The 12663-nt window shown below is 45.4% G+C and carries 12 protein-coding genes; 4 read left to right on the forward strand and 8 right to left on the reverse strand.

The window, feature by feature from the left end; translation table 11 throughout:
* Positions 1-4 precede the first annotated feature (4 nt).
* From BLR32_RS06070 to BLR32_RS06095, 6 genes are read right to left on the reverse strand one after another with little or no spacing between them, the layout of a single operon-like run.
* Positions 5-1081: an ATP-binding protein gene (locus BLR32_RS06070; protein WP_089829532.1), complete on the reverse strand. Its 1077-nt coding sequence runs from the start codon at positions 1079-1081 to the stop codon at positions 5-7.
* A 37-nt stretch (positions 1082-1118) separates the two neighbouring features.
* On the reverse strand, positions 1119-2567 hold the full coding sequence (locus tag BLR32_RS06075) for a DUF5691 domain-containing protein (RefSeq protein WP_089829534.1): 1449 nt from the start codon (positions 2565-2567) through the stop codon (positions 1119-1121).
* A gap of 6 nt (positions 2568-2573) precedes the next feature.
* On the reverse strand, positions 2574-3881 hold the full coding sequence (locus BLR32_RS06080) for an SWIM zinc finger family protein (protein ID WP_089829536.1): 1308 nt from the start codon (positions 3879-3881) through the stop codon (positions 2574-2576).
* Positions 3882-3919: 38 nt separating this feature from the next.
* On the reverse strand, positions 3920-4267 hold the full coding sequence (locus BLR32_RS06085; RefSeq protein ID WP_089829538.1) for a hypothetical protein: 348 nt from the start codon (positions 4265-4267) through the stop codon (positions 3920-3922).
* Between the two features lie 51 nt (positions 4268-4318).
* Positions 4319-5272, reverse strand: a complete 954-nt coding sequence (locus tag BLR32_RS06090; RefSeq protein ID WP_176842180.1) for a carotenoid biosynthesis protein — start codon at positions 5270-5272, stop codon at positions 4319-4321.
* Positions 5273-5283: 11 nt separating this feature from the next.
* Entirely contained in the window at positions 5284-6573 is a 1290-nt protein-coding gene (locus tag BLR32_RS06095) for an MFS transporter (protein ID WP_089829542.1), read from the reverse strand.
* A 79-nt stretch (positions 6574-6652) separates the two neighbouring features.
* Between BLR32_RS06095 and rpiA the strand changes: the two genes are divergently transcribed.
* The 3 genes from rpiA to BLR32_RS06110 are packed head-to-tail and all read left to right on the forward strand — an operon-like array spanning position 6653 to position 8801.
* Entirely contained in the window at positions 6653-7327 is a 675-nt protein-coding gene (gene rpiA / locus BLR32_RS06100) for a ribose-5-phosphate isomerase RpiA (RefSeq protein ID WP_089829545.1), read from the forward strand.
* A 22-nt stretch (positions 7328-7349) separates the two neighbouring features.
* The gene (locus tag BLR32_RS06105) at positions 7350-7913 is read left to right on the forward strand and encodes a methyltransferase family protein (protein ID WP_089829547.1); all 564 of its coding nucleotides are present in this window, start codon (positions 7350-7352) and stop codon (positions 7911-7913) included.
* A 42-nt stretch (positions 7914-7955) separates the two neighbouring features.
* Positions 7956-8801 carry a sulfurtransferase gene (locus tag BLR32_RS06110; protein WP_089829549.1) on the forward strand — a complete coding sequence of 282 codons (846 nt, stop codon included), beginning with the start codon at positions 7956-7958 and terminating at the stop codon, positions 8799-8801.
* Between the two features lie 88 nt (positions 8802-8889).
* Here BLR32_RS06110 and BLR32_RS06115 read toward each other — a convergent pair whose 3' ends face one another.
* On the reverse strand, positions 8890-10668 hold the full coding sequence (locus BLR32_RS06115; protein WP_089829551.1) for a DUF885 domain-containing protein: 1779 nt from the start codon (positions 10666-10668) through the stop codon (positions 8890-8892).
* An 89-nt stretch (positions 10669-10757) separates the two neighbouring features.
* Positions 10758-11558, reverse strand: a complete 801-nt coding sequence (locus BLR32_RS06120; protein ID WP_089829554.1) for a helix-turn-helix domain-containing protein — start codon at positions 11556-11558, stop codon at positions 10758-10760.
* Positions 11559-11681: 123 nt separating this feature from the next.
* On the opposite strand from BLR32_RS06120, the gene BLR32_RS06125 reads away from it, so the two are divergent.
* Positions 11682-12299 carry a Crp/Fnr family transcriptional regulator gene (locus tag BLR32_RS06125; protein ID WP_089829556.1) on the forward strand — a complete coding sequence of 206 codons (618 nt, stop codon included), beginning with the start codon at positions 11682-11684 and terminating at the stop codon, positions 12297-12299.
* Positions 12300-12663: the final 364 nt, after the last annotated feature.

Consider the following 12663-nt stretch of genomic DNA (forward strand, 5'->3'; position numbering starts at 1 on the left):
CTGTTTATAGGTCGCGGCAGGCGCGATAAATATCTTTCCAGTCTTCACGTGTCTTTACCACAGTTTCCAGGTATTCCTGCCACACCAGTTTATCCTGCACAGGATCTTTTAATACTGCACCGATAATGCCCGCTGCTACATCTGTAGCCTTTAATTGTCCATCGCCAAAATAGGCTGCCATGGCCAATCCGTTGTTCACAACAGAAATTGCCTCTGCGGTGCTGAGAGTACCGCTTGGAACCTTTATTTTGGTCTTGCCATCTGCAGTGACGCCATTTCTTAATTCACGGAAGATGGTCACAATGCGGCGAATCTCTTCTACAGCGGGCTTTTCTGCAGGTAGCTCCATGATCTTCTCATAGCTTTCCACACGTCGCTTTACGATGTCTATTTCTTCCTCTATGGAGTCAGGCACAGGTAGTATCACTGTATTGAAACGACGTTTCAGCGCGCTGGAGAGATCGTTCACTCCTTTGTCCCTGTTATTGGCAGTAGCGATAATATTGAAACCTTTTTGCGCCATCACAGCGGTATTCAGCTCTGGCACAGGCAAGGTCTTTTCAGATAATATTGTAATCAGGGTATCCTGTACGTCAGCGCTGATACGGGTCAGCTCTTCAATCCTGGCTATTTTACCAGTCTGCATTGCCCGCATTACCGGTGTTTCTACAAGTGCTTTTTCAGATGGACCTTCAGCCAGTAGTCGTGCGTAGTTCCAGCCATAACGGATAGCCTCTTCACCAGTGCCGGCAGTACCCTGTATTATCAGGGTAGAATCTCCGCTGATAGCAGCAGCCAGGTGTTCACTTACCCAGCTTTTTGCAGTACCGGGCAGTCCGTATAAGAGTAATGCCCTGTCGGTAGTAAGTGTAGCAACAGCGATCTCAATCAACCTGCGGTTACCGATATATTTAGGTTGTACCTCGAACCCATTTTTCAGTTGCCCTCCCATCAGATAAGTGACTACCGCCTGCGGGGATAACTGCCAGGTGTAAGGACGCTTTTCAGTATCCTGCTTTCTCAGTTCTTCCAGTTCCTCAAGGAACAATTGTTCGGCATGTTGACGTAGTACGTTTGACATCTTTATATGCTTGAAAGTGATCGTTTGGGTTTATAAATTATTTGAAGGCCTTGTTGATCTGTACTTTACAGGACAACAGCTTTCGTATATGCTCGCTTGTATTTCTCCAGGTGGCCTGATATGCAGGTTCTTCCGGAGCAAGCTTTTCCAGTTCTTCTGTTATAACCGGAGGCAACTGCAATACATGTTTGTCGAAGAAGTTCCGGGTATACTGATATGGATTGCGGGCCATCCATTTTAATACCTCACTGGTAATTTCAAGTCCCCATTCATCTGTACGGTTGCTCAGGTAATTAATAACATCCTGCGGATAGTTACTGAACAGTCGTAAGGCATATGCTTCCTGTTCTGTCGCCGGCAACAGGGGAATAACATCAGGATAAAAAGCAGTACTCTTTTGAAGCAGTAATCTCAACCATGCAGCATCTTTAAACCGCCCGGCGGCGAGGATGAGCGCAGGTATGAAACGTTTACCAAGATCATCTTTTTCAAAAAGAAGGAAGACTTCTTCCTTGTCTGCATTAAAAAGAGATTCCCACCATGATGGAGGAACACTGCCCGTTAACTGAAAGAGGATGTAGGCTTCTTCGCTGATGTTCTTCTCATTGCTTAGTGTAGCAATGCCAGAGTCAATAATCCTTTTATCCAGGGGTAGTTGCAAGGAAATATGCAATGACTGACCAGGTCCGCGGGAAATAGCACCTTGTAGTATCTGCCAGTAAGCTTGCACAATAAACGAAGATGGAATCTGCTTCAGTAGCGCCCATACCTCGTCTTTGACCTTCTGGTTTTTCTCCTGTAGGGATTCCAGCCAGGAACGATCATCTTCAGATATATTGATACGCATGATCTTCAGAAATTCCGTTCTGGTAGATATGTTCTCCTGCGCCCATGTTTGCTGTAACCATTCACGCGCCATACCTGGATAGGACTGCCTGATCTCCTGTAATACCTGTCTGCGGTCTTCAGCACTTCCCGTCTGCCAGCGATCTTCATTGCTGACTGCAAAAGGAAATTGCCAGTCAGGGTTCATACTGCTTAGCCACTGCCCACGTTTTCCACATACCGTCATTGCGAGATGGCGTATACGCTTTTGGGCGACTGCCGTATCCAGTAGTACAGGAATATATTCAGACACTACCACCTGTCCTTTGTCGTGACAGGCTTCCAGCCAGTAAGTAACTAAGGGTAAGAGGTCCATATCAAGGGCGTCCTGCAATGCATAGATTGCCTGTGTGCTACAGTAGGGGCGCTCTTCTGCCGGGGCGGGTTGTAGAGGAACGCCGCTGTTGTTAACAGGATTCACACCACTTTGCCGGTAGTTCAACATCACTGCTGCTATATGCAGGAATTGTGTTTCCGCATCAAGGCTTTTATCCTTCATTATCGTTTCGGCTACAGGAGTCAGGTCTGCCGGAAGATCAGCAGGAGTTAACTGTTTTTTCCCTGTACCCAGTAAAGCGGTATTAATGATATTATTCCACATGTCCTGCTATAACAATTTATAGGTCCCATTATGCCAAACGCCCAGTGGTTCGTATTCCTGCTCTTTCCCAAGTACTGCCATGTCTAAAGGATGACCGCCGCTCAGGGATAGCAATTTCCAGATATTCCGGAAGCCGTGTTTTACCGGCATGATCTGGTCATGCTGGTCTTTCAGCCACCATTTCATATTGTGCTGAACAGGGGTCAGCTGTTGTACAATATACGGCCTTTCACTGCGGACAGGCATCTTTTCCGAAAGCTCAGTTTCTGCAGCTGCCAGTTCCTGCCATCCGGGCAATCCATATGTATCTTGCAGGGAATTGTTGGTAACCGGCTCTTTGATGATAGCTCTCAGTGGAACATTGGACTGAAAATAGACCAGTTCTGCTTCAATAGACATGCCTGGCGTTAATAGCAATTGTGGCCTTGACATTCCACGGGCATAGAACTGTAGTACCAGCGCCGGCAGGAAGGAATGAAGGCCATACAGCCAGTATTTTTCAGTAGTGAGATTATCTTCTTCAGTCGTTTGTTTGTTGAGGATCAGCCAGGTGTCTTTTATGCCGGACTGCTGTCGCAGCATTTCCTGGCTTTGTGTAAAACCTACTAAGGAGCGAAGCTCCTGTTGTAAGGAGGAGGAAAGTGCTTCTCCCTGAAGGAAGCCCTGAGCTACCAGGTAAATACGGAGAAACTGATCCATGAATTCATGCTGCCAGCCTTCACCGTAAAAGTTAATTTCTGATAATCCGCGTATCATACCTGCCAGTCCGGGAGCCTGTGCATCCACCATTCTGCGGGCCATGGTTTCCCAGTAGGAAGTGCCTTTTTCCGGCAACTGGAGCAGACCATTACGCACGATATCCTTCATCCACAGTAATAGCTCATAAATGCCGTCTTCCACTTTTTGTTGCCGGGCCTGTTGCCTTTTGGCCTGAGCTGTTTCATCAACAGATTTTTCTTCCTTATCTGCCTGTTTGGTTTCTTTCTGAGTCCGCTTTTGGATCCATTCATTCACCCAGTCAGGCGGAGCGTTATCTGTAAATAGTTCCGGCTGCCGTGCATACAATAGCATCAATCCTATACCATGTTTACAAGGGAATTTACGACTGGGGCAACTGCATTTGAAAGCAAGCGTATCAGAAAGCGCTATCTGGGTTTGATAAGGCTTGCTGCCACTTCCCTGGCATTCTCCCCACAAGGCGTGGTCACTGGCTCCTTTACTTACCCATTTGGCAGTACCGGCCAATGCCTTTCCGGCTTTCCTGGAAGGTTCATCTGGTGCCAATGCAAGCACCTGTTCTTCTGATAGGCGCAATGGATATAATGTTTAAAAAGTACTGTATACAAACAATGTTATGCCAGCAGTGCATGATAAATCCTGGTATATAACATCACCAGGTAAGTGATCAGGATAACAGAATTTAAAACCAGCAGCCAGTTGATGTCTGTTTGCTTGTATTTATTTTTCACGCAAAGGATGGCGAGTGTAATAAAACCAATAAATAATATGGCTGGAAAAACTAGTGTCCACTTACTGGGAAACACCAGATGGGCATTCACCATTTTAGCTTCCCACGATTCACCCTGTCCGGCAATAAGCGGCAGGAGTCCCATGGCAAGAATTATAATAAAGATCCTTAGGGCCGTCTTTGCCGCAATTTTGCTGATTTTCTGACCCTTACTTTCCTGTTGTTGCATCATTTCTTCAAGAGTTTAAAATAACATCCGGTTGCTAAGTTCGGGATTAAAATATTAGGAACCTATTGCCGGTTTGCGAAGATGGGTCCACCAGTGAATAAATATGCCCAGCAGCAGGTTCAACACGCAAAAGAATGTCATCCATGGGTTTTCCCCGGCAAAACCGCCTATGAATAACCATGCGAAAAAGTAGAGATGAAACCAGCCGGGTACCAGCCAGGTGATGGCAGGAAGCTTAGCCGTTTGCAGGACTCGTTTTTTCCTGAATCCCCAGATGCTGAGTATCGGGAACAAGATGAGCAGGAAGATCAGTTTTTCCCTGCTGGCGATGTTGAACTTTTCATGTAGCCAGGTTGACATAGGAAAGAGCGTAATCCATAATGCGAGCTGGGAAATGAGAATAGATAACAAGGGCGTAATTGCCTGCCAGATACGTGTGATAGCACGGCCACGGAAATGTACTTTTTCAAGTGTACGAGCGAATGTGGAATAAAAGAAAACGACGCACAGCCATCCAAAGAAGTTACCATAGGGAATGCCGAACCATTGGGCAGTAAGGGGAGAGAGACCCGGTCCACGGGTTTCCCAGTCCCAATGCCACATGTGCAAACGATAGGCGACTACATCCATGCTCAGGTCAATGCTCAATGCCAGCAATGCATCAAATGCAGCGGCAGCAATGAGTGGCAGGCCACGACTGTCAGATACCAGTCTGGATGTGTAAATGATAATACCCCATCCCATACCAATGCAAACGGGAATGTTGTCCGGCGCATGTCCAAGCATCAGCCAGAACTGGCCGTATTTATAGCCGGCATTGGACATAACATTCACATATTCCAGTAACAACCCAAAGCCCAGACCTCCCAGCAGATAAGCGACATGACCTGTTCCTCTTTTCCATGCATGGAATAGTGAAAGGAGGAACAATATGATCATACAGGATTCTGTCAGCGGATAACAGAAACCGGGCGGAAGGCCATAAGGCATGTTTGCGTAAGGTAACATAGCAGGGATTTTCATTGTTCTTTATCCATATAAGAGGTACGTTTTGTATCTCTTACAAGACTATAAACGATCAGGGAGATAAAGATACAACCGGTGACATACCAGTAATACAGGGATTCGTGATCTACGTTCTTGAAGTATAAGGCAATATACTCTGCCGTACCTCCAAACAACGCCACAGTGAGCGCATAGGGGAGGCCAACACCCAGTGCACGGACCTCGGAAGGAAACATTTCTGCTTTTACAACAGCGTTAATGGAAGTATATCCGCTTACAATGATCAGTGCAGCCAGGATTAGGAAAAAGGCGGTCCACTCACTGCTTGCATGGCTGATAGCCGTTAGAATAGGAACAGTGAGTAAGGTTCCTAATATTCCAAAGCCAAGTAATAGCGGCTTGCGGCCGGTCTTATCGCTCAACATGCCGAACAGCGGTTGCAGGCAGGCATAAATGAGCATGAGGAAGAAGGTAAGTACAGTAGATCTTTCTTTAGTGAGATGCACGGTATTTACCAGGAACTTCTGCATGTACGTGGTATACGTATAAAAGGCAAGCGTACCGCCCATGGTTAAGCCCACAACAGTCAACACGGCCTTGGGATGTTCTTTTAAGAGAATAAGTACAGATCCTCGTTTTTTGTTCTCTTTCTCTGTAGCAATCGTTTCCTGCATATGCTGGCGGATCACCAGGGCGAAAAGGGACAGTCCTGCGCCTATTACAAAAGGGATACGCCAGCCCCATTCATGGAGTTGTTCCGGGGTAAGGAAAACCTTTTGGAGGAGCAATTGTATACCCAATGCGGTTAGTTGTCCGCCAATGAGCGTTACATATTGAAAACTGGAATAAAAGCCTCTCTTTCCCGGTGTAGATATCTCACTGAGGTAAGTAGCGGATGTGCCATATTCGCCTCCTACACTAAGCCCTTGCAGCAGCCTGGCCGTCAGCAGGATGATAGGAGAGAATATGCCCGCTGTGTTATAGGAAGGCGCCAGGGCAATCATCATACTACCGAGAGACATCAGTAAAACGGACAGAGTCATGGACGCTTTTCTGCCTTTACGGTCAGCAATGCTGCCGAATAGCCATCCGCCGATAGGACGCATGAGGAAGCCTACGGCAAAGATGGCGGCGGTATCGAGCAACTGTGCAGTAGGATTTCCTTTTGGAAAGAAGACTGGCGCAAAGTACAGGGCGAAGGCAGCATAGGCATACCAGTCGTACCATTCAACCAGATTACCGATAGAGCCGGTGAAGATGGCTTTTATGCGGTGGACGGTATCTTTTTTCTGATAAGTATTCATTATTGAAAGGAGGGTAGATTTCAAAAATAATACAATCGGGGCAATAGTATTATATTGCTAAACAATTAACAGGATAATCATGGATACGATCACACAAGCAAAGAAAGCAGCAGGAGAGAAGGCTGCAGCGTTAGTACAGCCCGGTATGCTGGTAGGATTAGGAACAGGGTCAACGGCCTATTGGGCCATAGAAAAGATTGGCGAAATGGTTAAAGGCGGATTGAATATCCGTGCGGTGGCAACCTCCCTTGCATCCGAAAAACAGGCAAGAGAACTGGGTATTCCCATTACCTCTTTCAGCGAAATACAACAACTGGATATTGATATAGATGGCGCCGATGAGGTAAGCCATGACCTGCAGATCATCAAAGGCGGCGGTGGAGCCTTACTGCGTGAAAAGATAGTAGCCATGGCCAGCAGAAGAAAAGTGATTGTGGCCGATGAGCGTAAGTATGTAAAGACCCTCGGTAAATTTCCTTTACCGATAGAGATCATCCCTTTCGGCTGGGAACTGGTATTCAGGGCTGTACAATCCCTGCAGGGAGCGCCTACACTGAGAACAAAAGACGATAAACCATATATCACTGACAACGGGAACTATATCCTTGATTGCGCTTTTGGTGCAATCGAGAATCCGGAACAACTGCATCATCAGCTGAAAACCATCACCGGTGTTGTAGAAACGGGACTGTTCATCAACATGAAACCAACAGTCATCATCGCGTATGAAAGTGGTGAAGTGAAGACGATTTAATAGTATATAACAGTCTTTCTCCATGTACCCAAACCTTCATCTGTTTATTGCTCTTATCTGGGTTACGTCAGAGATACTGCTGAACCGTCTGCTCAGATCATCACAATCTGATAAAACAAGATCAGACGGGCAATCGCTGCGTATTATCTGGATCACTATCATGATCTCATTGCCGCTGGCGCATTTACTGTCATGGCAATTGAACTGGCCTATCAGTGCTTCAGCCCTGGTATCTGATATAGGCTTGGGGTTGATTGTGACAGGTATGCTATTCCGGTTTACTGCGATATATACCCTGGGAAGGTATTTCACAGTGGATGTAGCTATACGTACAGATCATAAAATAGTGAAGGCGGGCGTCTACAGGTTTCTGCGTCATCCGTCTTATCTGGGGATGCTGATCTCTTTCTTTGGCAACGCACTGGCATTTAACAGCTGGTATGCGGTGCTGATCGGCTTTCTGCCTGTATTGGGAGCAGTTCTCTACAGGATAAAAATTGAGGAGGAACTGTTGATATCAAACTTCGGGCAGGGCTATATTGATTATAAGAAAGGAACATGGCGGTTGATACCATTCATATATTGATACAAGGATCTAATTACCATATCATTATTTAAAAGACACACTATGAGCTATACAAATTTTGTAAAGCCTGCAGAAGCCCAGGTGCTTATTAACACTCCGGATGTTCTTTTTATTGATTGCAGCTTTGCGCTGAATGATAAGGAATGGGGTAGAAGGGAATATGAAAAATCACATATACCCGGTGCATTGTATGCGGATCTGGATAAGGATCTTTCCGGACCGATCATAGCTGGAGTAACAGGACGCCACCCGCTTCCGGAGAAAGGAGCTCTTGAGGCTACATTCTCTGCATGGGGAATAACGCCGACCACCCAGGTGATAGCCTATGATGCCGGCGCTGGCTTTATGGCCGCTGCCAGATTATGGTGGTTGCTGAAATGGGCAGGGCATGAGCAGACAGCGGTATTGGATGGTGGAAAGAAGGTATGGGCGGAGAAAGGGTTTCCGCTGGAAAGTGGGGTAGTTACACCTAAGGCGACGACGTTCACAGCGCATTTTAACGACTCCCTGCTTGCCTCAGCAGAGGAAGTATTAAAAGCGACAGAAAAGCACGGCAGCTGTGTAATAGATTCCAGGACAGCAGACAGATATGCCGGTCAGAATGAGACTATTGATCCGGTAGCAGGACATATCCCAGAAGCGATTTCCAGGCCGTTTAACGCGAATATTACGCCTGAAGGAATAGTGGCAGGGCCGGAGGCCGTAAGGAGCTATTTTGCGGCTGATTTTGCCAAAGATGATGTGATCTTTTATTGCGGATCAGGAGTGACAGCGGCATTCAATGTACTATTATCAGCTTATGCGGGATATCCTTTGCCGAAGCTGTATGCAGGTTCCTGGAGTGAGTGGATCACTGATCCGGGAAGACCTGTAGCGGTAGGAGTGTAAATAACTCTCTGGTAAAAATAATAAAGGCCACTGGCCCGGAATAACCGGCAGTGGCCTTACGGTTTTATGTGGCGGTCTATATAGAAAATCATTGCTTCGCGGCCCAGTCATCCATATAATGCTCAAGCACCTTCAGCGGCATATCTCCCTGTGCCAGCAAGGCATCATGGAATTTGACAATATTGAATCGGCTGCCCAACATTTTCCTGTATTTCTCCCGTAAGCGCAGCATTTCCAGTTCCCCGATCTTATAAGTGAGTGCCTGCCCTGGTATTGCCATGTAACGTTCTACAGATGTAACAGCATCTTCCTCGCTGATGGATTCATGGACTAGCATGTAATTGATCGCCTCTTCTCTTGTCATTTTGCCGGTATGGATGCCGACATCTGTTACCAGCCGGATGGCGCGGTGAATCTCATTATTAAGAGCGCCCATCTGTTGTGGTATATCTGTATAACATCCCAGTTGCTTACCGAGCGACTCGCAATAAAGCGCCCATCCCTCTGTGAAGGCGCTGAAGTTTATTTGTCGTCTGAAGGTTGGCAAAGACATATTCTCTTGTTGTAAGGAGATCTGGTAATGATGCCCGGGAATTGCTTCATGTATGAAAGTCGCTTCCATACCCAGGAATGTAACGTTGATCTTTGTGGCATCAGGAACCGGCACATAAAATATACCGGGGCGGCTGCCGTCCATGGAACCAATCATATAGGAGGGACCGTTCTGGGATGCTTCCCGGAATGCTTCCACTCTTCTGATCTCAAACCTGGCTTCGGGAGCCACGCTGAGCATTGTATGCAGTCGTGGCTTTATCTTGTCGTAGATCTGCTGGTAAGCCTGTATAACTTCCTCCGGCGTCTTAAAAGGCATAAACTGCCGGTCAGTTCTAAGGAAAACGAAGTATTCCTGTAGCGTACCAGTGAAGCCACTTTGCTTTTTCAATTCCTCCATCTCAGCGTTGATCCGCGTTACTTCTTGTATACCTGTTTCGTAAATCTCTTCTGGTGTCCGGTTTGTAGTGGTGAAATACCGTACATAGTACTGATATAGCTCTTTGCCGCCTGGAATGCCGGAAAGTCCTGCGGCATCAGTAGCATAGGGTAGGTAATCGTTCTTCAGATAATCAGCAAGACGTTGATAAGCAGGAAGCAACTGTGTGTTCAAAACCAGTAAGAAGGATTGTTTCAGCTGTTCCCGTTCCGGACCGGAGATAGCAGGAGGCATGTTATTTAATGGCTGAAACAGTGAATTCTTTGCGGTATCTTTTTCAGCGAGGCTTTCCATTTGAGGGATCATTTTCATCACCAGCACTTTAGGCAAAACAAAACCGCTGGAAACTGCTTTTTGCATATTGCTGATAGCAGTGTCTATCCATGCTGAAAATGCGGCGACGCGTTTAAACCAGTTTTTGTAATCCTTCGCTGTTGCAAAGGGCTGTGCTGATTCTCCTGAACCCAATTGGCCTACTAATAATGGGAGAGAAGAGAACTGATTGATTGGCAGGTATTCCGTGTGATATTTCATCCGCTCAAGATCCATTTCGAGGATCTCTTTCAGCACGTCGTAAGAAATCCGGTCTGCACCATTCAGAGAGCGTCTGTCATATCCGGATAACAAGTGCAGGTACTTTTTATCAAACTGCTCTTTTTGTTTTGAATATGAAGCTGATATGTCATTTGCTAACAGTTCATCATAACGGTGATCACCGGCAAACGTTGCACTGATAGGATCCTGTTGAAGGCTTTCCTGGTAATAGTTTTCAAAAAGCTGGTGTAATTGTGTATTGCGCTGTTGGCCATATGCTGTTGTAAATGCACAACTGCATAGAAAAAGGAAGCTGCTGATCTTAGATGGAAGTCGTTTCATAATGCACCGGGCACATTTTCTACCCTTGTGATACAAAGGTAAAAGGCGCGCTGCCGGCAAAATTGTATCGCATTAGCGTAAGGGGAGGGTCAGATCTTCCTGTACTCTTTCGGAAGCATGGCGGTAACCTGTTGGAAGGTTTTGGTAAAATGCGCCTGATCAGTAAAGCCACACATATAGGCGATTTCTGTCAGGGAGTACTTTTTCGACCTGACTAATACCAGGGCCCGTTCAATTTTGAGTCGTCTGAAGTACTCTCCCAGCGTACAGGAGAAGTATTTGGTAAAGTATTTTGACAGGGTGACGGGATGGATACCTACCTGGTCAGCAAGCCTTTTGAGAGAAAGCGGTTCATTCCAGACATCGTTCAATACTGTGACGATCTGCTTTGTCCATTCGGGATGATGCTTTTCTGTAGTGAAGTTGGTGCTGATTAAATCGATACACAGTTGCTCCATTGAGAGCTGGCTGCATTCATCATTATAGTAATGTTCTCTTAATAAGCGTAGTAATCCGCCGGCATTAATGACCGCATTGCTTTCGAACATTAAGGATTCAGGTGGAACATTAAGATTGTATGCTTTGAAGAAATCTTCTTCTATTTCAATATTAAATATGCGGGTACCTGGCCGGTAATGTATGTTCTGATGAATAATGCCTGGGTAGTAGTATAACCCCTTGCCCGCCATTTGTTGTTCCGCCTTTTTCCCTCTTATTTCCTGGCTGCCTCCGGAAAGGATATGAGAGAAATGGGGATTTTCGTGGCAATGCCAGTCAGATGTAAGATTCTCCGGGAAGATGGTTTCACTGGTGATGATATATCCGATGTTATGTTCCTTCACCTTCGATCCAACGTAACAGCCTTTGGAAAGCACAACAGGATTGTTCATGAGTATGCTTTTAAAGTTGGAATATCGCCAAAGATATGAGTTAAAATAACCACGGCAAACATATAATGAAAATGCTCCAAATGTATTAATTTTAGTTTACGTGAACAACTACATAACCTACCTATGAACACCAGAAAGCAACCCGCAAAAGAAGACCTCATACCATTATGGCAACTGTTAAACTCCTTTCATCCTGTCGGCAAGGGAATTGAACAGCATTTGTTGAAAAGTATTTATTGCTGCAGTATTCCAAAGGGAAAATACCTGCTGCGGAATGGAGAGATAAGTCATAGTCTTTATTTTATCAGAAAAGGATTGTTAAGGGGCTTTATTAAAGAAGAAAATAAGGAGATCACTACCTGGTTTGCCATGGAAAATGAAATGGCATCGGGCATTCGCAGTTTTTTGCTGCAGATAGAGACAGTGGAAAATATACAGGCGGTAGAAGATTGTGAACTGCTGGCGATTAGCTTTTCTGATCTGAATAAAATATACGAGAAGTATCCTTCGTTTAATATTACTGGCCGGAAAATAACAGAGTTCCACTACACATCGGCTGAAAACAGGGCATATATTACCAGACTGCATGATGCGGAGAAGAAATATGCACTTTTCCTGGAATTCTATCCTCAGTTTGCCAACCGTATACAACTTACCTATGTAGCATCCTTTCTGGGAATAACCATTGAAACATTAAGTCGGGTACGGTCTAAAACGTCTGCACGGAAGAGATCAACATAAAAATAAAATTTGATATATATCAAAAAAATGACCCTGATAAGCGGGTTTATTTCTTGGGGAAAAACTCCCTAAACCGCGCTGTGCCTACTATACTGCATTTTTGAGTTTGAAAAGTGTCTTTAAGACAGTTTCCTTCAGGAGACGGCGTTTCGCTAATTCTTTCTAATTTTCCGTCACAATGTGAATGAAACATTGTCATGAAGAGAAAAGAGAACAAGTAACCGTGAAATAACTGTACCTGCTTTTTAAGTTAATTTTTTCTAAGAGAACAAGTAACCGTAAACATGACTGTACCTTTTTTTTAGCCAATTTACTTTATAGAAAATGTAATTGTCCCAATACCTATACCTATGAATGCCAAATG

It is taken from the genome of Chitinophaga filiformis (assembly GCF_900102545.1).
GTDB lineage: Bacteria > Bacteroidota > Bacteroidia > Chitinophagales > Chitinophagaceae > Chitinophaga > Chitinophaga filiformis.

Excerpts from the sequence above, each read along its gene's own strand:
- BLR32_RS06070 (WP_089829532.1), bottom strand. The coding sequence starts at position 1,081 with ATGTCAAACGTACTACGTCAACATGCCGAACAATTGTTCCTTGAGGAA.
- BLR32_RS06075 (WP_089829534.1), bottom strand. The coding sequence starts at position 2,567 with ATGTGGAATAATATCATTAATACCGCTTTACTGGGTACAGGGAAAAAA.
- BLR32_RS06085 (WP_089829538.1), bottom strand. The coding sequence starts at position 4,267 with ATGATGCAACAACAGGAAAGTAAGGGTCAGAAAATCAGCAAAATTGCG.
- BLR32_RS06090 (WP_176842180.1), bottom strand. The coding sequence starts at position 5,272 with ATGTTACCTTACGCAAACATGCCTTATGGCCTTCCGCCCGGTTTCTGT.
- BLR32_RS06095 (WP_089829542.1), bottom strand. The coding sequence starts at position 6,573 with ATGAATACTTATCAGAAAAAAGATACCGTCCACCGCATAAAAGCCATC.
- rpiA (WP_089829545.1), top strand. The coding sequence starts at position 6,653 with ATGGATACGATCACACAAGCAAAGAAAGCAGCAGGAGAGAAGGCTGCA.
- BLR32_RS06105 (WP_089829547.1), top strand. The coding sequence starts at position 7,350 with ATGTACCCAAACCTTCATCTGTTTATTGCTCTTATCTGGGTTACGTCA.
- BLR32_RS06110 (WP_089829549.1), top strand. The coding sequence starts at position 7,956 with ATGAGCTATACAAATTTTGTAAAGCCTGCAGAAGCCCAGGTGCTTATT.
- BLR32_RS06115 (WP_089829551.1), bottom strand. The coding sequence starts at position 10,668 with ATGAAACGACTTCCATCTAAGATCAGCAGCTTCCTTTTTCTATGCAGT.
- BLR32_RS06120 (WP_089829554.1), bottom strand. The coding sequence starts at position 11,558 with ATGAACAATCCTGTTGTGCTTTCCAAAGGCTGTTACGTTGGATCGAAG.
- BLR32_RS06125 (WP_089829556.1), top strand. The coding sequence starts at position 11,682 with ATGAACACCAGAAAGCAACCCGCAAAAGAAGACCTCATACCATTATGG.